General features: G+C 71.8%; 24 protein-coding genes. 8 read left to right on the top strand and 16 right to left on the bottom strand.

The genetic code is table 11. From position 1 onward, the window contains the following. Positions 1–170: 170 nt before the first annotated feature. Entirely contained in the window at positions 171–839 is a 669-nt protein-coding gene (locus AB0I94_RS14950; RefSeq protein WP_363309975.1) for a DUF3000 domain-containing protein, read from the bottom strand. Between the two features lie 133 nt (positions 840–972). Between AB0I94_RS14950 and hemE the strand changes: the two genes are divergently transcribed. Next, positions 973–2,055: a uroporphyrinogen decarboxylase gene (gene hemE, locus AB0I94_RS14945; RefSeq protein WP_363309974.1), complete on the top strand. Its 1,083-nt coding sequence runs from the start codon at positions 973–975 to the stop codon at positions 2,053–2,055. 120 nt (positions 2,056–2,175) lie between these two features. On the opposite strand, the gene AB0I94_RS14940 is transcribed toward hemE, so the two are convergent. Then, positions 2,176–3,558: an FAD-dependent oxidoreductase gene (locus tag AB0I94_RS14940; protein WP_363309973.1), complete on the bottom strand. Its 1,383-nt coding sequence runs from the start codon at positions 3,556–3,558 to the stop codon at positions 2,176–2,178. Between the two features lie 37 nt (positions 3,559–3,595). Beyond that, complete coding sequence (locus AB0I94_RS14935) at positions 3,596–4,552, bottom strand: DUF4349 domain-containing protein (RefSeq protein WP_363309972.1); 957 nt, start codon at positions 4,550–4,552, stop codon at positions 3,596–3,598. 126 nt (positions 4,553–4,678) lie between these two features. On the opposite strand from AB0I94_RS14935, the gene hemG reads away from it, so the two are divergent. The 3 genes from hemG to AB0I94_RS14920 all read left to right on the top strand — a co-directional run bounded on the left by hemG (position 4,679) and on the right by AB0I94_RS14920 (position 7,394). Further along, entirely contained in the window at positions 4,679–6,130 is a 1,452-nt protein-coding gene (gene hemG / locus AB0I94_RS14930; RefSeq protein WP_363309971.1) for a protoporphyrinogen oxidase, read from the top strand. A 4-nt stretch (positions 6,131–6,134) separates the two neighbouring features. After that, positions 6,135–6,863, top strand: a complete 729-nt coding sequence (gene hemQ / locus AB0I94_RS14925) for a hydrogen peroxide-dependent heme synthase (protein ID WP_363309970.1) — start codon at positions 6,135–6,137, stop codon at positions 6,861–6,863. 156 nt (positions 6,864–7,019) lie between these two features. After that, entirely contained in the window at positions 7,020–7,394 is a 375-nt protein-coding gene (locus tag AB0I94_RS14920; RefSeq protein ID WP_363309969.1) for an RNHCP domain-containing protein, read from the top strand. On the opposite strand, the gene AB0I94_RS14915 is transcribed toward AB0I94_RS14920, so the two are convergent. The 12 genes from AB0I94_RS14915 to AB0I94_RS14860 form a co-directional block, all read right to left on the bottom strand. Beyond that, positions 7,395–9,014: an alpha/beta hydrolase gene (locus AB0I94_RS14915; RefSeq protein ID WP_363309968.1), complete on the bottom strand. Its 1,620-nt coding sequence runs from the start codon at positions 9,012–9,014 to the stop codon at positions 7,395–7,397. 107 nt (positions 9,015–9,121) lie between these two features. Next, positions 9,122–9,883, bottom strand: a complete 762-nt coding sequence (locus AB0I94_RS14910) for a TIGR04222 domain-containing membrane protein (RefSeq protein ID WP_363309967.1) — start codon at positions 9,881–9,883, stop codon at positions 9,122–9,124. A gap of 39 nt (positions 9,884–9,922) precedes the next feature. Next, positions 9,923–10,786, bottom strand: a complete 864-nt coding sequence (locus tag AB0I94_RS14905; RefSeq protein WP_363309965.1) for a DUF4142 domain-containing protein — start codon at positions 10,784–10,786, stop codon at positions 9,923–9,925. Positions 10,787–10,953: 167 nt separating this feature from the next. Next, positions 10,954–11,919: a TIGR04222 domain-containing membrane protein gene (locus tag AB0I94_RS14900; RefSeq protein ID WP_363309964.1), complete on the bottom strand. Its 966-nt coding sequence runs from the start codon at positions 11,917–11,919 to the stop codon at positions 10,954–10,956. A 12-nt stretch (positions 11,920–11,931) separates the two neighbouring features. Continuing rightward, entirely contained in the window at positions 11,932–13,242 is a 1,311-nt protein-coding gene (locus AB0I94_RS14895) for a DUF692 domain-containing protein (RefSeq protein WP_363309963.1), read from the bottom strand. A gap of 109 nt (positions 13,243–13,351) precedes the next feature. Then, a complete protein-coding gene (locus tag AB0I94_RS14890; RefSeq protein WP_363309962.1) occupies positions 13,352–14,119 on the bottom strand; it encodes a DUF4142 domain-containing protein in 768 nt (255 codons plus the stop codon). A gap of 86 nt (positions 14,120–14,205) precedes the next feature. Next, on the bottom strand, positions 14,206–14,823 hold the full coding sequence (locus AB0I94_RS14885; RefSeq protein WP_363309961.1) for a TIGR03086 family metal-binding protein: 618 nt from the start codon (positions 14,821–14,823) through the stop codon (positions 14,206–14,208). Between the two features lie 20 nt (positions 14,824–14,843). Next, on the bottom strand, positions 14,844–15,293 hold the full coding sequence (locus AB0I94_RS14880) for a hypothetical protein (protein ID WP_363309960.1): 450 nt from the start codon (positions 15,291–15,293) through the stop codon (positions 14,844–14,846). 109 nt (positions 15,294–15,402) lie between these two features. Further along, positions 15,403–16,089: a TetR/AcrR family transcriptional regulator gene (locus AB0I94_RS14875; protein ID WP_363309959.1), complete on the bottom strand. Its 687-nt coding sequence runs from the start codon at positions 16,087–16,089 to the stop codon at positions 15,403–15,405. A 186-nt stretch (positions 16,090–16,275) separates the two neighbouring features. Next, on the bottom strand, positions 16,276–16,950 hold the full coding sequence (locus AB0I94_RS14870; protein WP_363310141.1) for an aminoacyl-tRNA hydrolase: 675 nt from the start codon (positions 16,948–16,950) through the stop codon (positions 16,276–16,278). Positions 16,951–17,141: 191 nt separating this feature from the next. After that, the gene (locus tag AB0I94_RS14865; protein ID WP_363309958.1) at positions 17,142–17,366 is read right to left on the bottom strand and encodes a hypothetical protein; all 225 of its coding nucleotides are present in this window, start codon (positions 17,364–17,366) and stop codon (positions 17,142–17,144) included. Positions 17,367–17,376: 10 nt separating this feature from the next. After that, positions 17,377–18,231 (bottom strand): polysaccharide deacetylase family protein, encoded by an 855-nt coding sequence (locus tag AB0I94_RS14860; protein ID WP_363309957.1) that lies wholly within the window; start codon positions 18,229–18,231, stop codon positions 17,377–17,379. A 337-nt stretch (positions 18,232–18,568) separates the two neighbouring features. Between AB0I94_RS14860 and AB0I94_RS14855 the strand changes: the two genes are divergently transcribed. From AB0I94_RS14855 to sph, 4 genes are all read left to right on the top strand, one after another. After that, on the top strand, positions 18,569–18,991 hold the full coding sequence (locus AB0I94_RS14855) for a VOC family protein (RefSeq protein WP_363309956.1): 423 nt from the start codon (positions 18,569–18,571) through the stop codon (positions 18,989–18,991). Between the two features lie 118 nt (positions 18,992–19,109). After that, positions 19,110–20,315 carry a Cmx/CmrA family chloramphenicol efflux MFS transporter gene (locus AB0I94_RS14850; RefSeq protein WP_363309955.1) on the top strand — a complete coding sequence of 402 codons (1,206 nt, stop codon included), beginning with the start codon at positions 19,110–19,112 and terminating at the stop codon, positions 20,313–20,315. Between the two features lie 71 nt (positions 20,316–20,386). Next, positions 20,387–20,965: a TetR/AcrR family transcriptional regulator gene (locus tag AB0I94_RS14845; RefSeq protein WP_363309954.1), complete on the top strand. Its 579-nt coding sequence runs from the start codon at positions 20,387–20,389 to the stop codon at positions 20,963–20,965. 211 nt (positions 20,966–21,176) lie between these two features. Further along, complete coding sequence (gene sph, locus AB0I94_RS14840; protein WP_363309953.1) at positions 21,177–22,172, top strand: sphingomyelin phosphodiesterase; 996 nt, start codon at positions 21,177–21,179, stop codon at positions 22,170–22,172. Between the two features lie 55 nt (positions 22,173–22,227). Here sph and AB0I94_RS14835 read toward each other — a convergent pair whose 3' ends face one another. Beyond that, positions 22,228–23,592, bottom strand: coding sequence for an alkaline phosphatase PhoX (locus tag AB0I94_RS14835; protein WP_363309952.1), 1,365 nt, complete (start codon positions 23,590–23,592; stop codon positions 22,228–22,230). Positions 23,593–23,617: the final 25 nt, after the last annotated feature.

The following is a 23,617-nucleotide window of genomic DNA, read 5'->3' as shown; positions in this document are numbered from 1 at the left end:
TTGGTGAGTAACAATTCGGACCATTCGGACATGCGATCGATCAGCCGAAGATCAACCCGAATCGGAGTCGTTCAGAATCGCTCATCCGCATGATCGTCCAAACCCACCCATTTCCCCCGTCCTGCACCCGCCCCCGCATCCGCCCCGCATCCGCCCCGCACCCGCCCCGCTCACTGCGGCTGCGGCCCCCGCCGCTGGGGCAGCGACACCACGGAGCCGTCACCGCCGTGCCCCTGGTTCACCGGCGGCAGCCCCGCCACCTGGCAGAGCAGATCGCACCACGCCGCCAGATGCGCGGCGGTGTCCGGTACGCCGCCGAGCCCCTCGCGCGGCGTCCACGACGCCCGGATCTCGATCTGCGACGCGGGCGGCCGCTCGGCGAGCCCGCCGAAGTAGTGCGAACCCGCACGCGTGACGGTGCCGCTCGGCTCCCCGCAGGCCAGGCCGCGCGCCTGCAGCGCGCCCGTCAGCCAGGACCAGCAGACCTCCGGAAGGAGCGGGTCCGCCGCCATCTCCGGTTCCAGCTCCGCGCGGACGAGCGTGACCAGGCGGAAGGTGCCCTGCCAGGCGTCGTGTCCCGCCGGATCGTGCAGCAGGACGAGCCGTCCGTCCGCCAGATCCTCGTCGCCTTCGACCACCGCCGCCTCCAGGGCGTACGCATGCGGGGCGAGGCGCTGTGGCGGCCGTGTCGGGTCGATCTCGATCTCAGGCCGAAGCCGTGCCCCCCGCAGCGCCTCGACCGCCGCGCGAAAGGGCAACGGAGCCGATTCCGCCACCTTCCCCTCCGTACTTTCCATCTCGCCAGCGCCGTCCGACCGTTGTCCTTGAGCCGCAGCCATGCGGGGAAGATTAAGGGGAACGGCGGCTTCGCGCAGGGAGAGACACCCGTCGGAGGGGGCCCGGTCAAGGCAGGGTGCCCCCCGGAGTGTCCCTCGGAGCGGGGGCCGCGCGGGCCCGTGCGAGACTTTCCGCGTGAGCGCCAACAACAGTCAGAGCCCCGCGGGCCAGCAGAACGCAGCGACGGACGCCGTCAACGATTCAGCCTTCATGAAGGCCTGCAGGCGCGAGCCCGTGCCGCACACGCCGGTCTGGTTCATGCGGCAGGCGGGGCGCTCACTTCCCGAGTACCGCAAGGTGCGCGAGGGCACGGCCATGCTGGAGTCCTGCATGATGCCGGAGCTGGTCACGGAGATCACGCTGCAGCCGGTGCGCCGCCACAAGGTCGACGCCGCGATCTACTTCAGCGACATCGTCGTCCCCCTCAAGGCCATCGGCATCGACCTGGACATCAAGCCGGGCATCGGCCCGGTCGTCGCGAACCCCATCCGCTCCCGCGCCGACCTCGCCCAGCTGCGGGATCTCACGCCGGACGACGTGAGTTACGTGACCGAGGCGATGGGCATGCTGACGGCCGAGCTGGGGTCGACCCCGCTCATCGGTTTCGCCGGCGCGCCTTTCACTCTCGCGAGTTACCTGGTCGAGGGCGGTCCGAGCCGTAACCACGAGAACACCAAGGCGCTCATGTACGGCGACCCGCAGCTGTGGGCCGACCTGCTCGACCGGCTCGCGGAGATCACCGGCGCCTTCCTCAAGGTGCAGATCGAGGCGGGTGCGAGCGCCGTGCAGCTCTTCGACTCGTGGGTGGGCGCGCTGGCCCCCGCCGACTACCGCCGCTCCGTGATGCCCGCCTCGCGAAAGGTCTTCGAGGCGGTCGCCTCGTACGGCGTTCCGCGCATCCACTTCGGTGTCGGTACGGGAGAACTCCTCGGTCTGATGGGGGAGGCGGGCGCCGACGTGGTGGGCGTCGACTGGCGCGTCCCGATGGACGAGGCGGTCCGGCGGGTCGGCCCCGGCAAGGCCCTGCAGGGGAACCTCGACCCCGCGGTCCTCTTCTCCACCCGCGAGGCCGTCGAGGCCAAGACGGACGAGGTGCTGGAGGCCGCTTCGGGGCTCGAGGGGCACATCTTCAACCTCGGCCACGGCGTCCTGCCGACCACGGACCCCGACGCCCTGACGCGGCTCGTGGAGCATGTCCACACGCGGACCGCGCGCTGACGAAGTCGGTTCGTGATCGGTTCGTAGTTGGCTGAAAATCTCGCCTGAATGTGACGGATGAGAAGAGGGAGAAGCGGCGCGAGGCCCTCTTCTCACGCGTCTCGTGTGAGCCCCCGGGGTCTAGCCCGCTGCCCGCACCGCCGCCACCGCCTTGCGCGCCGCCACCAGGACCGGGTCCCACACCGGTGAGAACGGCGGCGCGTAGCCGAGGTCGAGCGCCGTCATCTGGTCCACCGTCATCCGGGCCGTCAGCGCCACGGCGGCGATGTCGACACGCTTGCCCGCGCCCTCACGGCCGACGATCTGCACGCCGAGCAGCCGTCCCGAGAGGCGCTCGGCGAGCATCTTCACGGTCATCACGGCCGCCCCGGGGTAGTAGCCCGCGCGGCTCGTCGACTCGATGGTCACCGTCACGTACTGCAGGCCGGCCGCCCGCGCCTCCTTCTCGCGCAGACCCGTGCGGGCGATCTCCAGGTCGCAGACCTTGCTGACGGCCGTGCCGACGACACCGGGAAACGTCGCGTAACTCCCGCCCACGTTCGAACCGATGACCTGACCGTGCTTGTTGGCGTGGGTGCCGAGCGCGATGTGGCGCTCGCGGCCCGAGACCAGATCGAGCACCTCGACGCAGTCGCCGCCCGCCCAGATGTTCTCGTGGCCCCGCACCCGCATCGCGAGATCCGTGAGCAGCCCGCCGTACTCGCCGAGTGGGAGACCCGCGGCGCGGGCGAGCTCCGTCTCGGGGCGCACGCCGATGCCGAGCACCACCACGTCCGCCGGATACTCGGCGTCCTCGGTGGCCACCGCCCTGACCCGGCCGTCGTCGCCGGTGAGGATCTTGGTGACCTCGGCGCCGTTGACCATCTCGATGCCCATGCCGGACATCGCGTCATGGACGAGGCGGCCCATGTCCGGGTCGAGCGTCGACATCGGCTCCGAGCCGCGGTTGACGACGGTGACCTCGTAGCGGCGCTGGATCAGGGCCTCGGCCATCTCCACGCCGATGTAGCCCGCGCCGATGACGACCGCCCTGCGACCCGGCGTGCGGGCCAGCGTGTCCAGGAGCCCCTGGCCGTCGTCCAGGGTCTGTACGCCGTGCACGCCTGGAGCGTCGATGCCGGGCAGGGAAGGGCGGACCGGCCGGGCGCCGGTGCCGATCACGAGCTTGTCGTACGCCGTCCAGTCCGCCGCCCCGGACTCCAGGTCCCGGGTGCGGACCCGGCCGCCCTCGACGTCGATCTCCATGACCTCCGTACGCATCCGCAGGTCGATGTCGCGGGCTCGGTGTGCCTCCGGCGTACGCGCGATCAGCTCGTCCCGCGAAAGGACGTCACCGCCGACCCAGTAGGGGATGCCGCAGGCCGAGTAGGAGGTGAAGTGGCCGCGTTCGAACGCGACGATCTCCAGCTCGTCAGGGCCCTTGAGCCTGCGTGCCTGCGACGCGGCGGACATGCCCGCCGCGTCGCCCCCGATGACCACCAGTCGTTCTTTCGCGCTCCTCATACGGACACGCTACGACGCCGCGACAGTTGACGGACCGTTAGTCGTCGTCACCCGCGCGCGCCGGTGCCGCCGCCACGGCAGGCCGCCGCGGCAGCCGGGGCCGCACCACGCGCTGCCACAGCAGGAACAGCAGCACCGCCACCGCCGCGAACGGCAGGATCGCGCCGAGGACGACCGCCACCCACCGCAGCATCGTCACGAAGGCGCTCCAGCCGCCGGCCACCGCGTCCACGAACGTCGGGTCGTCGTCGCCCGCGGCGGCCTTCTTCACGGCCGTCTCGCTGAGCGAGAGCGTGATGGTGGACAGGCTCGTACGGTCCTTGAGCGAGGACTGCCGCGCGAGCAGCGCCTCCAGTTCGGACTGGCGGGAACTCAACTCCCCTTCCAGGCTCACGACATCGCTCAGCTTGGTCGCCTTGTCCATCAGCTCCCGCACCCGCGCCACGCTCGCCCGCTGGGACTTGACGCGGCTCTCGACGTCGACGACCTGTTCGGTGACGTCCTGCGCCTTGGCCCTGCGCTCGATCAGCTTGCCCGTGCCCTCCAGGGACGTGAGGACCTCCTCGTACCGGTCCTGCGGGACGCGCAGCACGACGCGGGAGCGCTCGTGGCCGCGGCCGTCGCGGTCCGTGGTCTCGTCGCCGACGACGCCGCCCGCGTCGACGGCCGCCGCGCGGGCCTCGTCCAGGGCCTTTTGCACGTCCTTGACGCGGACGGTCAGGGTGGCGGTGCGGATGATGTGCGTGCCGGTGAACTCGGGCGGCGGCTTCCTCTTGCCGGACTTGTCCGCCTGGCCGCCGCCGAACCCCTTGTCGTCCCGGCTGCCGGCCGCGTCGGCGTCCTCCCGTGCGGCGCTGCCCGCCGCCTTGTCGCTGTCCCCGCCGCTGTCACCGCCCGCGCTGCACCCGGTGAGCGCGAGGGCGACGGCGAGCAGGAGAGCCGAGAGTGCCTGGACCGTGCGGTGCCTCGACGTGCTTGTGCTGGACGCGTGCATCTGGACGTACCCCCGAAGGTCGTGGTGACTGGTGCTCCTTTGACGCCCGGGAGGGGCAGAACGATGGTTGCCGACCGGTCCCGATGGGGTCACGGTCAGGACTCGCGCTCCTCGTAGAGTGGACGCATGCACGAAACGGACACACGTACGGGCCATGTCGTAGTCATCGGTGGCGGGATCGCCGGACTGGCCGCCGCCCACCGATTGCTCACCGCCGGGGCCCGCGTGACCGTCCTGGAAGCCTCCGGCCGGCTCGGCGGCAAGCTGCTCCCCGGTGAGATCGAAGGCGTCCGCGTCGACCTCGGTGCCGAGTCGATGCTGGCCCGCCGCCCCGAGGCAGTCGCCCTGGCCCGCGAGGTCGGCCTCGCGGACCGGCTGCAGCCGCCCGCGACGGCGACCGCGGCGATCTGGACCCGCGGGGCGCTGCGGCCGATGCCCAAGGGCCACGTCATGGGCGTACCCGGCGACGCGTCGGCCCTCTCCGGAGTGCTCTCCGACGAGGGACTGCGGCGCATCGAACAGGACCGTGAACTGCCGCCCACCGAGGTCGGGGACGATGTCGCGGTCGGCGAGTACGTGGCCGCGCGCCTCGGCCGTGAGGTCGTCGACCGCCTCGTGGAGCCGCTGCTCGGCGGGGTGTACGCGGGCGACGCCTACCGCATCTCGATGCGCTCGGCCGTCCCCCAGCTCTTCGAGGCCGCCCGCGATCACGCCTCCCTCACGGAGGGAGTCCGCGCCATCCAGGCCCGCGCCGCGAAGAACCAGCAGACCGGGCCCGTCTTCATGGGCATCGAGGGCGGCGTAGGACTACTGCCGTCGGCCGTCGCGGATTCGGTACGCGCGCGTGGCGCTGAGATTCTGCTGAGCTCCGAGGTCCACGGCTTGCGGAAGGTCGAGGAGGGCTGGGAGGTGTACGTCGAGGACTGGGACCTGGAGGCGGATGCCGTCGTCCTCGCCGTGCCCGCCCCGCACGCCGCCCGCCTCTTGGATCACGACGTACCTGCCGCCGCCGCCGAACTGCGCACCGTCGAGTACGCCTCCATGGCCCTGATGACCCTCGCGTACCGCCGCGGCGAGACCGACCTCCCCGAAGGCAGCGGTTTTCTCGTGCCGCCGATCGACGGGCACACCATCAAGGCGTCCACCTTCGCGTCACGCAAGTGGGGCTGGATCGCCGACGAAGACCCTGACCTGCTGGTGCTGCGTACCTCGGTGGGGCGGTACGGCGAGACGGAGATCCTCCAGCGCGAGGACGCCGAGCTCGTCGAGCTCTCCCGGCGGGACCTGCGCGCGGCCACCGGCCTGGCCGCCCGGCCCGTGGCGTCCCGCGTCACCCGCTGGCACGACGGCCTGCCGCAGTACCCCGTCGGCCACCACGCGCGCGTGGCCCGCGTCCGCGAGCACGTGAGCAAGCTGCCCGGCCTCGCCGTGTGCGGAGCGGCGTACGACGGAGTGGGCATCCCCGCGTGCATCGCCAGCGCCTACGCCGCCGTCGACCAGCTCGGCGGTGACCTCGCCGGTGTGCAGGAGCTCACCGCCAACCCGGTGCAGAGTCTGCACGGCGGCGGAGGAGAATAGGGCCATGAGTGACGATGCCCCCGCCAAGAGCCCGAACGCGGGCAAGAAGGCCAAGGACCTCAACGAGGTCATCCGCTACACCCTGTGGTCCGTCTTCAAGCTGAAGGACGTGCTCCCCGATGACGGCACGGTCCGCACCGGTTACGCCGACGAGGTCCAGGAGCTCTTCGACCAGCTCGCCGCCAAGGACATCACCGTCCGCGGCACGTACGACGTGTCGGGCCTGCGCGCCGACGCCGACGTCATGATCTGGTGGCACGCCGAGACCGCCGACGAGCTGCAGGAGGCGTACAACCTCTTCCGGCGCACCAAGCTGGGCCGCGCCCTGGAGCCGGTCTGGTCGAACATGGCGCTGCACCGCCCCGCCGAGTTCAACAAGTCGCACATCCCGGCCTTCCTGGCCGACGAGACGCCGCGCAACTACGTCAGCGTCTACCCCTTCGTGCGCTCCTACGACTGGTACCTGCTGCCCGACGAGGACCGTCGCCGCATGCTCAAGGACCACGGCATGATGGCCCGCGGCTACCCCGACGTGCGCGCCAACACGGTCGCCTCGTTCTCCCTCGGCGACTACGAGTGGCTGCTGGCCTTCGAGGCGGACGAGCTGTACCGCATCGTCGACCTGATGCGGCACCTGCGCGCCTCCGAGGCCCGCATGCACGTCCGCGAAGAGGTGCCGTTCTACACCGGTCGCCGCAAGTCCGTGGCGGACCTCGTGGCGGGCCTGGCCTAGTTAATTCGGTTGCCGTGCCCGCCGAGTGCGCGTTTCATCGAGAGGTCGTAGCAGAGAAGGCGTAGCCGAGAACGAAAGATGGTGCGTGTATGCCCAGGGCCCCGCGGAACAGCTCGAAGTCGGCCCATTCCGCGACGCACTGGAGTCCACCCCACCATGTCCCGCAACACCTCTCGGCGGGCCCGCACTGAAGCGCGCGCCCAGTCCTTCCGCTGCCTGCAGTGCGGTCTCGACGTATCGATGACCGCCCCCGGCACCGACCACCGCAACCACTGCCCCAACTGCCTGTGGAGCCGTCACCTCGACGACACCCCGGGCGACCGGGCCGCGGAGTGCGGCGCCCGGATGGAACCCCTCGCCATCTCCGTACGGGGAGACGGCGAGTGGGTTCTGGTCCATCGCTGCACGCACTGCGGCGTCCTGCACGCCAACCGCACGGCGGGCGACGACAACGCCCTGCCGCTGACCCGGCTCGCGGTGCGCCCGCTGGCCCAGCCGCCGTTCCCGCTGGAGCGGCTCGGCGCGCTGTAGCTAGCGCTTCTTGGGGAGAGCCGCCGCCCGCTTGCCGGAGAGCGGCTCGGGCTCCTTGTGCGGTGCGCACGCCGCGCGCCGCTCAGGGAGCCTGCCCTCCAGGAGGTAGGCCTCCATGTGGCCGTTGACGCACTTGTTGGGGCCGGCCCCGATGCCATGGGTGCCCGCGTCCCGCTCCGTCACCAGGACCGAATCCGCCAGCCTGCGGTTCAGCTCCCGCGCGCCCTCGTACGGGGTCGCCGCGTCCCGCTCGGCGGCCAGGATCAGCGTCGGGGGAAGCTCGCCGCGCTCGGTGCGGACGTCCAGGGGCTGGCGGCGGGTCTCGGGCCAGTAGGCGCACGGCAGGTTCATCCAGGCGTTGTCCCAGGTCTCGAACGGCGCCACGCGCGCGAGGAGCGAGTTGTCGCGGTCCCAGGTCCTGAAGTCCGTCGGCCAGGGCGCGTCGTTGCACTCGACGGCGGTGTAGACCGCGTTGCCGTTCTCCTGCTCCTTGGCCGCCTTCGGCTCGGGTGCCGCCTGCTCGATGAGCTGCTTCGGGTCGCCCTTCACATACGCCGAGAGCGCCGAGGCACGGGTCGGCCAGTAGTCGTCGTAGTACCCGGCCTGGAGGTACGCCGACTGGAGCTGGCCGGGGCCGACCTTGCCGCCCGCGGGCTTGGCCGCCAGCTCGTCGCGCACCTTCTCGTAGCTCCGCGTGACCGCTTCGGGCGTCTTGCCCAGGTGGTACGTCTTGTCGTGCTTGGCCACCCAGGCGCGGAAGTCGGCCCAGCGCCGCTCGAAGGCCGCGGACTGGTCGAGGTTGTTGCGGTACCAGATCTGTGCGGGGTCGGGGTTGACCGCCGAGTCGAAGACCATGCGGCGCACGTGCGAGGGGAAGAGCGAGGCGTACACGGCGCCGAAGTAGGTGCCGTACGAGGCGCCCATGAAGGTCAGCTTCTTCTCGCCGAGCGCCGCCCTCAGCACATCCAGGTCACGGGCGTTGTTCAGGCTCGTGTAATGCCGCACGGCCTTGCCGGAACGCTTGACGCAGCCCTGCGCGTACGCCTTCGCCTGCTTGACGCGCTCCAGCTTGTACGCGGTGTCGGGGTGGGTCGGCGCCTGCGTCGGGGCCTTGGCGAACTCCTTGGGGTCCTGGCAGGAGATCGGCGCCGAGCGGCCGACACCGCGCGGGGCGTAGCCCACGAGGTCGTACGCCGCCGCGAGGCGCTTCCACTCGGGGAGCATGCCGACCATCGGGAAGTACATGCCGGACCCGCCGGGACCGCCCGGGTTGAACACGAGGGCGCCCTGCCGCTTGACGGACTTGCCGCGCCGCGGTTCGGCCCGCTCCGTGGCCTTGACGCGGCTGACGGTCAGCTCGATCTGCTTGCCGCTCGGGTCGGCGTAGTCCAGTGGTACGGAGACCGTGGCGCACTTGACCGAGGGGGGCAGGCCCTCAACCTTCGGGCAGGTGCCGAAGCGCAGACCGGCCGCCTGCGCGCGCTGGGCCGCGACCTGGGTGCCGTGCGTCTCCGGGTACGGGGAGGTGTCGGCCGCGGACGCGCTTCCCGTGGGGGCGGCGACGAGTGCGGTCAGGACCAAGGATCCGGCGGTTCCGTAGAGGGCGGCTGCTGCTCTCATCGCTCTTCATCCCTTCATTCGGCCGTGCGTTGTTCGAACAAAAGGGATGATTCGTTTGGTATTGGGCGAAGTAAAGCACCGCGCCGCCGGTGTCGAGCGTGTCGGGCTCAATGACCCCGATGCGCCATGTCCCGGTGCGCGAAGGCCGCACGGAGCCGCGGGTCGGCGAGGGCGCGGGTGCCGCGTACGGCGACGGCGGTGAGCTCGCAGCCGCCGCGCGCCGGGAGCGCGCCCAGCAGGAGCCGGCCCGCGGGCGAGGCCCGGCGCGGGTACGGGTGGATCTCGAAGCGGGCGACGGCCAGGCAGCCCACGTTCAGGGCGAGGGCAAGCGCGAACCAGGGCCCGACGGGCACCCCTCCCTGCGGCCCCTGGGCGGGCATCAGCAGCGCGACCGTCCCGAGGGCGACCACCGCGACGGCGGCCGCCCGCACCTGCCGGACCGCTCCCGCCACCCCCGACCAGGTGCCTTCCGGCAGGGCGAGCCCCGCCGTGACGAGTCGGTCCGCGAGGGCGCGCATCGCGTCGGTGCCGGCCGTCGCGCGGCGCACCGGGGCGATCGGCGACTGGCCGCCCGGCCCTATCGCGCCGAGCACGGACCGCTCCATGTCGTCGCCGCCCACCGGGTCGACGACCGTCGCCCAGCCGGTGTGGGCGAGCAGCAGGCGCCGGGTGCGGGCCATCGAGACCAGGGTCAGGTCGGTGACGCGGGCGGGACCGCCGGAGAGGAACGCGGCTTCGTAGAGCGTCAGTTCACGGTGGTTTCCCGAGGCCGTGTCGTGCCGGGCGGTCCGGTACGCGGTGAGGCAGAGCCGGGCACAGGACAGGCCCGTCGCGATCCAGGCCACGAGAAGGAGCGGAAGCCAGAACATGCCGGTGTTGTATGCGAGGGGGCGGGGGCAGCGCCACGGTTATTCAGCATGCGGACGCGGGGTCGCGGGGACGTGACCTTCCGCTTTGCCACGGGGCTCGGCCTTGTCCCGGCCGCGCTCCTTGTCCTCCTTCGGGTTCTTGCCTTCCTGCGGGCCCTTGTCCTCCTCGGGCTTGGGGCGGGAGGCGGGCGGAGGCAGCGAGAACGTCGGGGAGGGGGAGACCGGGGTCGCCGGCGCCGGGGACTCGGCCGGGCCGGGCGGGGCGGGGGAACGGGTCACCGGGACGGGGCCCGCCGATGCCGCGTACCGCGCCAGGTCGTCGAAGTCGACGAGGCCCGTGCCCTCGAGCACCGTGATGTGGTCGAGGACCGTCGTGTTCGCGTCGTCCGCGAGCGCGCGCACCAGCGAGTTGCGGGTGGTCGCGCGGACCTCCGCGACCACCGAGAAGACCTTGCCGTGGGCGGCGCGCAGGATGTTGGCGAACTTCTCGTCGTACGCGCCGCCGTGCGCGTCGCTCATCTCGTCGAGCCAGCCCCGCTGCTGTGCGGTGGGCTGGTTGGGGAGTTCCAGGTCGAGCCGCGTCGCCACTTCGCGTACGCGCGCGTCCAGGAACGTATGGCCCTCGACGAGATGCTCGCCCGCCGTCTGGACGGCCTTCGTGGTGCCGCGCGCCTCGGCCTGCTGCCCGGCCGGGAGCTCCCACAGGCCCGCGAGCCGCACCTTGACGATGAAGTCCCGGTCGAGCGCGGAGAGCGGGCCGAACTCCGTCGACACGGTCTCCGCGTCAAGCAGGTCCTGGCCGGTGCCCGACCTGTCCTCGTACGACCAGACCGGAAAGAGCAGCGCGGCCAGCGTCGCGACGAGCCCCGCGACGATGAGGCCGGTGCCGTTGATGGATCGCATGACGCCTCCTGTTGCACCGCCGCACGTTAGTGCGCCACGGAGAGGCACCTGCGCCATACCGCGCGGAGTACGTCAACTGCCGTACGGCCAAGGGGCATGGGATGCGGGGCGGGTGCTTGGGGCGCGACGGAGCCGGGGGCGCGCTTGGACAGTGCCGGGCCCCCGCCCTAGGAGCTGCCCCCTCCGCCGCCCCCGCAGCCGCCGCCTCCGCCTCCGCCGCACGACGAGGAGCCGCCGCCCCCGCAGCCGCCGCCGGAACTTCCGCAGCTCGCGCCGCCGCACGCCGAGCCGCTTCCCGAGCCTCCGCACCACGCGATGGTGCCTGTCCCGGAACTCGCGTACGAGGAGGACGTCGCTGACGCACGCCCCGGCCTGACGCGGTGCGCGGCCTGTAGCTGTGCGCGCAGGTCGGGGTCGAGGACGCCGACCAGGCCGCCGACCGCCACGCGGTACGCCGCGCCCGGCGCGTGCGCACCCGCGGCGCGGTACTCCGCGAGAGCGGTCCGGCCCGTCGAGGTCACCCGCGTGCGGGTGGCGCGACCGCACAGCAGGCCGACCAAGGCGCCGAGCACCCAGGCCCCGATCAGCAGGATGGTCGCCGCGCTCACCGGGTCCCACGAGGGGCCGTCGCCGTCCTCCACGGCGATGACGCCGACGACGAGGAAGAACCCGGCGAAGCTCAGGGCGTTGTGCCGGATCTTCCGGCGCCGCAAGCGGTCGAGGGCCTCGGGCCGCACCATGAGGCCGCGCCGTGCCAGCGTGTCACCGATCGCCTGTACGGCGGGGCTGCGCATCACGCCGATGCGCAGCCAGTGCAGGGCGCCGCTCGGCGCGGCCTGGTGCGCCTGGAGCACCGCGCCCTCCACCGGATTGCGGACCTCGGTCGACTGGAGCGCGACGATGCCGGGGAAGGCGACCACCAGCCGCCCGTCCTCATGCATGGCCGCGATCGCGGTGTCGGCGACCCGGCCGGTGCCACCGGCGAGGAAGGCGGCTTCCAACGGGTCGAAGACCGCTCCGCGGCGCGCGTCGGGCTGTGGTGGCGCGGCCTGTCGTATGCGGGAGACGCCGACGAGGAGACCGGCTGACGAGGCGATGACCAGCAAGGCGAAACAGAGGGACAGGATCTCCACGGCTGCCGCCCCCTAGCCCCGTCGCAGCGCGAACCGCGCCGCCCGCAGCCACCGCGCGACCGGCCGCGCGTCCAGCGGCGCGGGCCCGGACCGGTCGAGCCACCACCGGGTCAGCCGGCCGCGCGCCTGAGCGTCCACCGGGCGCCCGGCGAGCAGCAGCCGCTCGGCGAAGTCCAGCGCGTCACGCCGGTAGCCGCCGGACATCGGCCGCGACTGCGCGTACGCGAAGAACTCCGCGCGATAGCTCCCGCCGAGGATCTCCGGCAGCTCCGGCGCCACCTTCGCCACGACGTCCGCCCGCTTGCCGGTCAGCGCCCGGCTCTGCACGGTCAGCCGGGCCCGGTCGAACCCCTCGGGCGCGGGCGTCCCGGCCACCAGAGCGGAGAGGAGCGAGGTCTGCGCGAGGGCGAGCCGCTGGCGGGCCGGCGCCGTGGCGGGTTCAGCGGCGGGGGCGCCCGCGTCCGGAGCCGTGCCGATGGCGCACTCGCCGGATGCGGGCGCCTTCGTCCGCACCCGCTCCCGTATCGCGTCCAGCTCCCGCTCCAGCTCCGGGGGCTCCGGAAAGTTCTCGTCCCGTTCCAGCAGGACACCCGGCGGGCTCACCCGGGCCGCCAGGTCCGACAGGATCTCCAGGACCGGCTCGGGCACCGGGTGGGCGTGACTGTCGTGCCAGACGCCGTCCCGCTCGAAGCCGCCCGCGACGTGGACGTACGCGATGGCCTCGACCGGCAGCTCGTCCAGGGCCTTCGACGGGTCCTCGCCGCGGTTGACGTGGTTCGTGTGGAGGTTGGCGACATCGATGAGGAGGCGAACGCCGGTGCGCTCGACGAGCTCGTACAGAAACTGCCCCTCCGTCATCTCGTCGCCCGGCCAGGAGATCAGCGCCGCGATGTTCTCCACGGCGAGCGGCACGGGCAGGGCGTCCTGCGCGATGCGCACGTTCTCGCACAGCACGTCGAGGGCGTCGCGGGTGCGCGGCACCGGGAGCAGATGACCCGCTTCCAGCGGCTGCGAGGCCGTCAGCGGGCCACCGGCGCGTACGAAGGCGATGTGCTCGGTGACCAGCGGCGACGCGAGTTCCTGGGCGCGCTCGGCGAGCGCGCCCAGGCGGGCCTCGTCGGGGCGGTCGGCGCCGCCGAGGCCGAGCGAGACGCCGTGCGGCACCACCGTGACCCCGCGTTCGCGCAACCGGAGGAGGGAATCGGGGAGGTGCCCGGGGCACAGGTTCTCCGCGACGGCCTCGACCCAGTCGATGCCGGGCATCCGTTCCACGGCGTCCGCGATCTCCGGACGCCATCCGATTCCGGTTCCCAGGTGCTTCATGTTCCCCCTCCTCCGCCAAGACCCCGCGTCGTGCTCGTGTCTTGTGAACGTGTGCAGGGGTCATGGCCCCGACAGACGCCGCCGAACCCCTGAGGAGGGACGTTCAGAGCTACATTTGAGGTTCCGGCCGATCGGTGTTGACCACCCCCGGTGGTGCGGGCGACGGCCTCGACGTCGTGGACACATCGCCGGTCGGGCCGGCCGGCGGGGGCGCCGGGGGAGCGGCGCCGGAGGGCGGGGGAGGGCCGGTCGGGCTGGCCGTCGCGGTGGCGGCGCCGCCGTTCGCGATGGAGTCGAAGTCGACGAGTCCGGTGGCCTCCAGCATGGTGATGTGGTCGAGGACCGTCTGGTTGGAGTCGCTGGCCAGCTGCCGGATCAGCGTGTTGCGCGTACTGTCCCGCACCTGCGCGATCACGCTGAACACCTTGCCGTGCGCGACCCGCAGCAGGTTCGCGAACTTCCGCTGGTACTCCATGCCTTCGGCCTCGGTCAACTCCTGCAGCCAGCCCTGCTGTTGGGCGGTGGGCTGGTTCGGCAGCTCCACGCCGAGCTGGGCCGCGACCGAACGGGCCCGCTTGTCGAGGTCGGTGTGGCCGACGATCAGGTGGTCACCCGCCTCCTTGATCGCCTCGGTAGGCGCGCGCTCGACGGCCTGCTGGCCTGCGGGCAACTCCCACAGGCCGGCGAGCCGTACCTTCACGAGCAGATCCCGGTCGGCCGCCGAGAGCGGGCCCCACTGGGTGGCCACGGAACCGGCGGCCAGGTTGGCGGGCCCCGTGCCCGAACGGTCGGCGTAGGACCACATGGGGAACGCGAGCGCCCCCAGCGTGACCACGAGTGCCGCGATGATCAGAGCCGTGCCGTTGATGCGCCGCAATGTGCCGTGCCTCCCTGCCCGTCAACCTGCCGTGAAGGCAAGCTACTTCCTGGTACCGGGAGATACGGAAGAGGCGTGCGTGATGTTCAACGCTCTGCCCGACCGGTGTGCGACTCCGGCGACCTGCCCAGGAGAGCCAGCATCTCCTCCAGCGGCGACGCGTCCTCCGGCGTGGGCAGTACCGGTGCGAACGCGGCCCCCGGGCCCCGGTGTTCGGGGTCCTTCGGCACGCGGCGGGCGATGTCGAGTGCGGCATCGACGACCGGCCGGGGGAGATCGATGCCGATGCCGACGACCGACGCCACGTCCCAGGTGTGCACCACGTAATCCAGGAGGTGGAAGCCGACGGCGACCCGCCCCGGGAACGTGCCCCCGACCTCGGGGAGTACGAACCCCCTTTCCCCGGCGCCCTCTTCGGCGAACGCCGCCAGCACATGACGTACCGACTCGTCGTAGACCTTGAACGGGTGGCGGCCGAGTTCCGGCGCGATCCAGTACGTACGGTCGGCGCCCGAACCGCGCGCCGCCGCCGCGAATCCGTGGTGCTGCGCGGTCATGTGCGCCACGAGGTCGCGCAGCGTCCAGCCGACGCAGGGGGAGGGGCGCGCCCAGTCGGCGTCGCGGGCGGCGCGCAGGACGCGGAGCGATTCCTGGAGGGTGGTGCGGTCGAATGCGATGAGGTCGTTCACGCTGGGGTCGTCCATGGGTTCGTCCATCGGATCCCTCAGGGTCCTTCCGTGGCGTGAACGGCCGGTTCCGGCCAGGGACTTGGGTCGGTGAGCAGCGCGTACGCGGCGGCCCAGGCGGCTGCAGTGTCGAGCCGGTCCGCCGTCCAGGCGGTGGCGCGCATCGCGCCCCGGTCTTGGTGCGCGCGGACGATCCGTATGTGGTCGGGACGCCCGACGAACGCGTACAGCGACCGCTCGTCGGTCCAGACCGAGACGGACCCCGAGCGCTTGCGCCGCGGGTCGGTCCAGAGCCACATGCCGACGGCGCCGGGTGTCTGCGGCCAGCTCCGGCGCAGCCGCAGCCCCGACAGGGCGATCGGGACGGTCTGGGTGTGACGGCGGGCGGTGAACTCCGTGACGCTCACCAGGAGGGGGCCGGGCGCGCGTGCCGCTGGGCCCGCTTGCCAAGGCGTACGCATGATCGATCGCAGGATCGGTGAAGGCATGCGCCGAGCTTAAATCTAAACGAACGGTCGTGCTACTTGTTTGCCGAAGTTGATGTGTGCGTCCGGGTGCGTCCGGGCGGCGGGAAGGTCTCCGGTTTGGGGCGGGAACTCAGGGGAGTCGGGGCACCCGCGACGGAGTCGTCGCCGCCGCGCGCAGTCGTGCCGTGATGGCGACGCCCGCCCTGCGGTAGGCGTCCGGTTCCTCATGCAGCACCGAGTGCGCGTTCGCCGCCTCCATCGGGGCGATGAGCTCGAAGGCGAGCTGGGGAACGTCGGTGTCCGGGAGCAGTTCGCCGGTGTCGCGTGCCTCGGCGACGCAGCGCTCCACCTGGCCGGTCCAGTCACGGTTGGCGCGGACCAGCGCGTCGTGCACCGCGCCCTCGCGGGCGTCGAACTCGGCGATCACCCCGTAGAAGAAGCAGCCGCCGGGAAAGACCCGCTGTTCCGAGTAGTCGAGCCAGCGCGCGCACAGTTGCCATACGCGGTCGAGGCCGGGCGGTGACTGTCTGGCCGGTTCCACCACGGCGTCCAGGAAGATGCGTCCCGCCGCGCGGACGGTCGCGAGCTGCAGTTCCTCCTTGGAGCCGAAGAGCGCGAAGACCCCGCTCTTGCTGAGCTTCAGCTCGGTGGCGATCCGGCCGACGGAGAGCGCCTCCAGGCCCTCGACCGAGGCGATGTCGACGGTGCGGCGCAGGACGAGACGCCGGGTCTGGTTGCCGCGCTCGACGCGCCCGTCGGGCTTGGTGCCCGCCGCGCCCGCTCCGGCGTCCACGCTCATGCCGAGCTCGCTCGCCATGTGGGTCTCCTCAACGCCGTACCTCCGTGCCGTGCCTCCGAGAGCTTCACGGGTACATCCTCTCGCGCGGCTCGGGCTGGTGGGAGCGCGGCGGGGGAGGAGCCGCGCAGGCGGGGTGGGGTGGGCGAACGGTGTGACGCGGGGTGCGGTTGCGCGGGCGGAACCGCAGCGGGGTGGACGGGTGGCTCAGCGCAAGGCGGGGTGGTCGGCGATCACGGTGCAGGAGCCGGGGGCGATCTCGGTGAAGCCGGCGTCCCGCACCACCGGCAGGCCGCTCGCCACGAGTTCCCGCCAGTGAGCGGCGTCCGGGGTGCGGACGAAGAGGGGGTAACCGGCGTCCCGCCAGGCCCCGCGCTCCTCGTCCGGCAGTTCCCACCAGGCCAGTTGGGCACCATGCCCCGCCTGCGCCATCGCCTTGCCCGCCGACATGTCGACATCGGGACTCATCCACAGGACCGGCGCGGTCGCGTCCGCCGGCGCCGGCGCCTCCGGGTCGTCCAGGTCCGTGCCCGAGACCTGGAGCCGGGCCAGGTCCTTGGGCCAGCCGTCCAGCGGCACCGGGGGAAAGACGCGGACCTCCGCCGACTTGCCGGTGACCGTGATGCCGGGGAGCGCCTCGGCCCGCCGCCACTCGGCGCCGCGGGCCCGCCGTACCACCTTGCGGATCCTGGCGTCCTGCCAGTCACGCATGGCCTGCGCCCACTCGCCGTCGCCGCGGGACCGCTCGTCGCCGAGCATCACGAGCACCGCGCGGGCCGCGGTCTCCAGGGCGTCCGTACGGTGCGGGGGCTCGGCGCGCTCGATACGGGCCACCAGCGGCAGCACGTACTGCGGTGCCTCGTCACGTGTCGTCTCCGCCACGCGGAAGGGGCTGCTCTGGGGGTCAGGGGTGTCCTGCGGCCGGGGGTCCCCGGCGGTCTGGTCGCTGCTCACGCGCCCAGTCTGCCAGGCGGAAGATCAGGCCCGGCAGGGGTTTTGCTTCGCTCCCGCCTTGTACGCACGTACTGGGGGCTCAGCCCGAGCCGGGTGGCTGAGCCCGAGCCGGAAGTGGCTTAGCCCGAGCAGGCCGAGCGCTGTGCCTCGTGCCACTCGCACACGGGGCACAGCGTCACGCCCTTGTGTGTCTCCGGATACTCGGTGGGCTCGCGGCACAGCACGCACTCGGCGAACGGGCCCGCAGCGGTCTCACCGGTCTCGGCGGTCTCACCGGTCCCGGCGGCGTCGGCGGGTTCAGCGGTCCCGGCGCTTTCGGCTGCGGACTCGGAGGTGTCGTCCATGCGCGCCAGACTAGCCACGCCTGCCCGCCGCCCTGATCTGCTCCGACACCCGCACGAACCGGAAGCCGCGCTCGCGCAGCTTCGGCACGATCGTCCGCAGGGCGCGCTCCGTCGTGGGGGCCGCGCTGCGCGTGCAGTGCATGACGACCACCGAGCCGGGACGCACCCCGTCGAGCACCTGCCGGGCCACGGCGTCGGCGTCCGTCGCGAAGGCGTCGCCGCTCACCACGTCCCACTGCACGGCCGTGACGCCGCCGGGTGCGAGCGCGCGCAGCGCCCGCTTGTCGTAACAGCCGCCGGGGAAGCGGAAATACGGCACCTGGTGCTCGACACCCGCCTTGCGGAAGGCGGCGAAGGCGCGCTCCACGTCCTCGCGCATACGGGAGGCGGGGACGGTCGGCAGGCCGTAGCAGCGGTCGGTGAAGGCGTAGTGGCTGTACGAGTGGTTGGCGACCTCGAAGAGCGGATCCCGGCCGATGTCCTTGGCCTGCGCCGGATACTCCTCGGCCCACCGCCCCGTCATGAAGAACGTCGCGGGCACCTTCAGGCGCCGCAACGTCGACACCAGTTCCGGATTGTCGAACCGTTCACCCGCCGCCGCACGTGCCCCCTGATCGGCCGTCATGTCGGCGTCGAAGGTGAGAGCGACGGTGGGAGCGGCGGACGCAGGGGTGCGGGGAGCGTTCTTGAAGACGGGGGTGAGCCCGGCGGGGCCGGGGGCGAGGGTCGCGGGGCGGGGCGACGCGCTCGCCGTGGGGCGCGCGGTCAGGTCGCGGCTGCCCGGCGCCGGGTCTGAACCACAGGCGGTGACTGCGGCGAGGGCGAGGACGCTCAGGGCACAGCCGACGGTCGTCGCCCGTGCCATCCGTCTCTTCGGGGCTGGTCCGCGTGCGGTCGGTGTTCGTGTCAGGGTGATCATCTGGCGAACGTATCGGCACAAAAAGGATGAAATGCCTAAGCGTGGTCCATGCCTGCCCCGTGCCGCCCGGACGGCGGAACCGGCGGAGGGGCTTCACGGCGGGACGTGCCTTACGGACGGGGGTGGTGTCTTACGGGTGGGTGCGGCAGCGTGACGATCAGCAGTGAGGGTGTACGGGCGGCCACAGCAGCGCGGCCCTGTGGCCCCACACCGCCACGAACGACCACGAACGACGACGAACGACGACGAACGACCGCACCGTCACGGACGAAGGGCTTCTCCCATGCGCTCGACCCTCTTCAACGTTGCCTTCGACTGCGCCGACGCGTACGAACTGGCCCAGTTCTGGAGCAAGGTGGTGGCACATCCGCTCGACGACGAAGACCACCCCGGTGAGTCGACGGCGTCCATCGCCCTGCCCACCGGCCTCCACCTCTACTTCGCCGAGGTCTCCGAGCCCAAGACCCAGAAGAACCGCGTCCACCTCTGCCTCCAGCCCGACAGCACCCGCGACGCGGAAGTGGAACGGCTCCTCGCGGTGGGCGCGACGGTGGCGTCGGACCGCCGGAACCCCGACGGCACCGGCTGGGTGGTCTTCACCGACCCCGAGGGCAACGAGTTCTGCGTGCTGCGCAGCGCGACGGAGCGCGCGGCGGGTGAGGCGGGTGAGCCGGTCGGTTGTGATCGGGGCGCTGCCTCCCGCTGACCCGAGCGGCGACGAGCGGGGCCCATTTTGAAGCGATCGATTCAGAATGTGTTAGCGTCCTGATCGTTGATTTTGGAGCGACTGCTCCAAAAGGTGGATCGCGATCAGGAGGGCAGCAATGCCGCTTGCGGTATACATAGTTGGGCTCGGCATCTTCACCCAAGGGACCTCGGAGTTCATGCTCTCGGGCCTCCTGCCGGGCATGGCCGCCGACCTGGGGGTGTCGATCCCGGACGCGGGGCTGCTGATCTCGGCCTTCGCGATCGGCATGGTCGTCGGCGCGCCGCTGCTCGCCGTGGCCACCCTGAGCTGGCCACGGCGGACCGCCCTGGTCTCCCTTCAGGCGGCCTTCGTCGTCGCCCACGTCATCGGAGCGCTCGCGCCCGGCTACGGGGTCCTCTTCGTCACGCGCGTGGTCAGCGCCCTCGCGTACGCGGGGTACTGGGGCGTGGCCGTGGCCACCGCGGTCGCCCTCGTGCCGCCCGCGGCCAAGGGGAAGGCGGTCGCCGTGGTGGCGGGCGGACTGACGCTTGCCACGGTCGTCGGCGTGCCGGCCGGGACCCTGCTCAGCCAGTACTCGAGCTGGCGCGCCGCGTTCTGGGCGGTGGCCGCCGCCACCGTGGTGAGCCTGGTCTGCACGCTGCTCGTCGTCCCCGGCGGCCGGCCCGAAGCCGGGCGTACGTCGGTGAGAGCCGAGCTGCGCGGTATGGCGCGGCCCCAGCTCTGGCTCTCGTACGCCATCACGGCCTTCGCCTTCGGCGCGGTCATCGTCACCTTCAGCTATCTCGCACCGCTGCTGACCGGAGTGAGCGGAGTGCCAGAGGAGTGGGTGCCCGCGGTCCTCGCCCTGTTCGGCGTCGGAGGGATGGTGGGTCTGGCCATCGGCGGACGCACGGCCGAAGCACGCCCCCTGCGGACCCTCGGCCTGGGGCTCGGGGCGCTCGCCCTCTTCTCCGCGCTGCTCGCGCTGACGGCCGGTTCCACCGTGATCGTGATCGCGCTGGTCTTCCTCCTCGGCCTGACCGGGTACGTCACCAACCCCGCCCTCCAGTCGCGGGTGTTCACCCTCGCCCCGGCCGCCCCGACGCTGGTGGGCGCCACCAGTACGGCCGCGTTCAACGTCGGCAACACCCTGGCCCCGCTCTTCGGTGGCCTGGCCGTCGACGCCGGGTTCGGCTACGCCTCCGTGGCCTGGGTCGGCGCCGCGCTCGCCACCGCGGGGACGGTGACCGTGCTCTGGGCGTGGCGGCTCCAGCGGGCGGAGCGGGGCGGCGTGACGGGGCCCTTGGAACACACACCAGCCCCTATGGCGCCGGCCCGATGAGACAGGCAGGAGAGGCGAGTCGTGGCCGCCGCATTTTGTACGCGTATTCCAAAACCCGTACTGTGGGGTCCATGGCCAGGCCACGAGAGTTCGACGAGGACCGCGTCGTCACCGCCGCCATGGAAACGTTCTGGCGGCACGGCTACGAGGGCACCTCGACGCGCGCGCTGTGCGACAGCACCGGCCTGGGGCCCTCCAGTCTCTACAACACCTTCGGCGGCAAGCGGCAGCTCTATCTGCGCGCACTGCGGCGCTACCACGAGACCAAGACCGCCGAGCAGGTCGCGATCCTGCGGGGCGACGGCACGGCCAAGGAGCGGCTGCGGCACATGATGGTCCATGCCGTGGACGCCGATCTCGACGAGGCGGACGGGCGCGGCTGCTTCGCGATCAGCGCCGCCGTCGAGATCGCCGGGCTCGACCCGGAGGTCAAGGAAGCGGTGCGGCGCAACTTCGACCGGGTGGAGGAGGAGCTGCGCGCGGTCGTGGCCGCCGGCAGGCGCACGGGTGAGCTCCGGTCGACGGCCGACGCGCGGACCGTGGCCCGCCGGGTGCAGAGCACGTACTACGGGCTGCGTGTACTCGCCCGCGTGCAGGACGACCGGCAGGCGCTGCTCGACACGGTGGAGAACACGCTCGCCGACCTGTGATCGCCAGGACGCCCCGAGCGGTTCACGTCCCGGCGGGTCGCACAAAATCGTCGCGTTCCCGACGCGGGTTCTTTGTTCACGTGACGTATCCCCAGAAGTAATCGCGGCTGATTGGATGTGCGGCGCCCCATCAGCCACACCGCACGTGCAACGCGTACATCGCGCACATCACGCGCATTTCCTCAACAGCCCCCCACTCCCAGGAGATTCAGTGCCGCACCCAGCGCTGCGCAGGACCCACGCCGCCGCGATCAGTACGGTGCTCGCCGCGGCCACGCTCGCCGCCGTCGCTCCGTCCGCGACCGCCGCCGACGCGCCTGCCGCCTCTGTCGACACTCCCGCACTCGAGGTGCTCTCGTACAACGCGTTCCTCTTCAGCAAGAACCTCTACCCGAACTGGGGCCAGGACCACCGCGCCAAGGCCATACCGGCCGCGGACTTCTTCCAGGGCAAGGATGTGGTCGTCCTCCAGGAGGCCTTCGACAACTTCTCGTCCGACGCCCTGAAGGCCAACGCCGCGGACCGCTACCCGCACCAGACCCCCGTTATGGGCCGGAGCAAGGACGGCTGGGACGCCACCGGCGGCGCGTACTCGTCGGTGACCCCGGAGGACGGTGGCGTGACGGTCCTGAGCAAGTGGCCGATCCAGCGCAAGGAGCAGTACGTCTACAAGGATGCCTGTGGCTCCGACTCGTACTCCAACAAGGGCTTCGTCTATGCCCAGTTGGACGTCAACGGCACGAAGGTGCACGTCGTCGGCGTCCACGCCCAGTCCACCGACCCGGGCTGCGGCTCCGGTGAGGCGGCCGCGACGCGCGCCCTGCAGTTCAAGGAGATGGACGCCTTCCTGGATGGCAAGAACATCCCGGCGGGTGAACAGGTCGTCGTGGCGGGCGACTTCAACGTCGACTCCCACAGTGGTGAGTACGCGTCCATGCTTGCCAACGGCGGATTCGCACCCGCCGACAGCCGCGGCGGCCACCCGTACTCCTTCGACACCCAGGACAACTCCATCGCGTCCGAGCGCTACCCGGACGACCCCCGCGAGGACCTGGACCACGTCCTGCACCGCAAGGGCCACGCCCGCCCCGCCACTTGGCACAACGAGGTGGTCAAGGAGCGGAGCGCGCCCTGGACGGTCTCCAGCTGGGGCAAGCGGTACACGTACACCAACCTGTCCGACCACTACCCGGTGGTCGGCTCCTAGCGGTCGGCAGGGGCGGGGCGCGCGACGGACCGCCGCGCACCCCGCCCGGCCACGGTCAGGTCCGGTGCCAGGGCCCGGTCACCGCGAACGTGGTGCCCGGGGTGTAGCAGTTGACGTACATCGTGTCGTGGTCCGGTGAGAACGAGACGCCCGCGAACTCGCCCCACTCGGGCTCCTGAGGGGTGCCGATGTTCTGCCGGTTGCGGGCCATCGTGTAGACCTCGCCGCGCCGCGTCAGGCCGTACACGTGCTGGGCGCCGCCGCCGTCCTCGGCCACCATCAGGCCGCCGCTGGGCGCGAGGCAGATGTTGTCGGGGGACTCGCCGGGCAGCTGGATGTCGGTGCTCGGGCCGAAGACGATCACCAGGGTGAGGCGGCGCTTCGACGGTTCGTAGCGCCAGACCTGTCCGAAGTGGTCGGCTGCCGAGCCCTCCGCGCTGTGCGCGAAGGACGACACGAAGTAGACGGAGCTCCCGCCCCAGTAACAGCCCTCCAGCTTCTGCGCGTGCGTGATGCCCTTGGGGCCGAAGTCCTGGAGGCGGATGGGGGTCTGGGCCGCGAGCGGGTCAGGTACGTCGACCCACTCGACGCCGTCGAAGCACGCGCCCGTCTCCTGGACCGCGGACAGGTCGGGCACGCCCGGCACCCGCATGGCCTGCAGCTTGCCGCCCGCGCGGAGCGAACCACGGCCGCCCTCGGGCTTCTTGGGCAGGAAGCGGTAGAAGAGGCCGAAGGGCTTCTGGAAGGCGTCCTCGGTCTCGTAGACGACGCCGCGCCGTGGATCGACGGCGATCGCCTCGTGCTGGAAGCGGCCCATCGCGGTGAGCGGCACGGCTCCGGTGCGGCGCGGGTCGACGGGGTCGACCTCGAAGATGAAGCCGTGGTCCTTGGTGTATCCGTTCGTGCCGGCCTTGTCCTCGTTCTCCTCGCAGGTCAGCCAGGTGCCCCACGGGGTGGGACCCCCCGCGCAGTTGACGGCGGTCCCGGCGATCGCGACGCGCTCGCTCAGGACGTTGTTGTGGCGGTCGAGCGCGAGCGCCGTACAACCGCCCTTGGCCATCGGGTCGTAGGTGAGGCCCTTGACCGTGGGCACGGGCGTTCTTCCGTTGTGGCGGTTCTCGTGGTTGCGCACGAGATGCACGCCCCCGCGCTTGCCGCGGAACGCGTCCATGCCGTCGAAGTTGCTCGGGACCTTGCCCTCACCGGAGGACAGGTCGCCGCCCTCCCGCGAGAGGACCTTGTAGCGGAAACCTTTCGGCAGATCGAGCAGACCGGCGGGGTCGGGCACCAACGGCCCGTATCCTGCCTTGCCTTGCGCGGCAGCGCTCCCGGCGAAGAGCTCCGAGAGCGCGCCGGTGAACGCGATACCCGCACCCACCGCACCGGTACGTGCGAGCACCTGACGTCGTGTCGTGGACATAAAAGGTCGACCTCCTGCTGGCGGA

Source organism: Streptomyces sp. NPDC050147, assembly GCF_040660195.1.
GTDB lineage: Bacteria > Actinomycetota > Actinomycetes > Streptomycetales > Streptomycetaceae > Streptomyces.
Note: the sequence above shows the minus strand (reverse complement) of the source record. Positions and strands in the feature narration are given on the sequence as shown.

Coding starts and splice junctions, on each gene's coding strand:
- AB0I94_RS14895 (WP_363309963.1), bottom strand. CDS start 13,242: ATGAAGCACCTGGGAACCGGAATCGGATGGCGTCCGGAGATCGCGGAC.
- AB0I94_RS14865 (WP_363309958.1), bottom strand. CDS start 17,366: ATGGACGACACCTCCGAGTCCGCAGCCGAAAGCGCCGGGACCGCTGAA.
- hemQ (WP_363309970.1), top strand. CDS start 6,135: ATGAGTGACGATGCCCCCGCCAAGAGCCCGAACGCGGGCAAGAAGGCC.
- hemG (WP_363309971.1), top strand. CDS start 4,679: ATGCACGAAACGGACACACGTACGGGCCATGTCGTAGTCATCGGTGGC.
- AB0I94_RS14845 (WP_363309954.1), top strand. CDS start 20,387: ATGGCCAGGCCACGAGAGTTCGACGAGGACCGCGTCGTCACCGCCGCC.
- AB0I94_RS14860 (WP_363309957.1), bottom strand. CDS start 18,231: ATGGCACGGGCGACGACCGTCGGCTGTGCCCTGAGCGTCCTCGCCCTC.
- AB0I94_RS14935 (WP_363309972.1), bottom strand. CDS start 4,552: ATGCACGCGTCCAGCACAAGCACGTCGAGGCACCGCACGGTCCAGGCA.
- AB0I94_RS14910 (WP_363309967.1), bottom strand. CDS start 9,883: ATGTTCTGGCTTCCGCTCCTTCTCGTGGCCTGGATCGCGACGGGCCTG.
- AB0I94_RS14950 (WP_363309975.1), bottom strand. CDS start 839: ATGGCTGCGGCTCAAGGACAACGGTCGGACGGCGCTGGCGAGATGGAA.
- AB0I94_RS14915 (WP_363309968.1), bottom strand. CDS start 9,014: ATGAGAGCAGCAGCCGCCCTCTACGGAACCGCCGGATCCTTGGTCCTG.
- AB0I94_RS14850 (WP_363309955.1), top strand. CDS start 19,110: ATGCCGCTTGCGGTATACATAGTTGGGCTCGGCATCTTCACCCAAGGG.
- AB0I94_RS14920 (WP_363309969.1), top strand. CDS start 7,020: ATGTCCCGCAACACCTCTCGGCGGGCCCGCACTGAAGCGCGCGCCCAG.
- AB0I94_RS14835 (WP_363309952.1), bottom strand. CDS start 23,592: ATGTCCACGACACGACGTCAGGTGCTCGCACGTACCGGTGCGGTGGGT.
- AB0I94_RS14880 (WP_363309960.1), bottom strand. CDS start 15,293: ATGCCTTCACCGATCCTGCGATCGATCATGCGTACGCCTTGGCAAGCG.
- AB0I94_RS14875 (WP_363309959.1), bottom strand. CDS start 16,089: ATGGCGAGCGAGCTCGGCATGAGCGTGGACGCCGGAGCGGGCGCGGCG.
- AB0I94_RS14940 (WP_363309973.1), bottom strand. CDS start 3,558: ATGAGGAGCGCGAAAGAACGACTGGTGGTCATCGGGGGCGACGCGGCG.
- AB0I94_RS14855 (WP_363309956.1), top strand. CDS start 18,569: ATGCGCTCGACCCTCTTCAACGTTGCCTTCGACTGCGCCGACGCGTAC.
- AB0I94_RS14885 (WP_363309961.1), bottom strand. CDS start 14,823: ATGGACGACCCCAGCGTGAACGACCTCATCGCATTCGACCGCACCACC.
- AB0I94_RS14905 (WP_363309965.1), bottom strand. CDS start 10,786: ATGCGATCCATCAACGGCACCGGCCTCATCGTCGCGGGGCTCGTCGCG.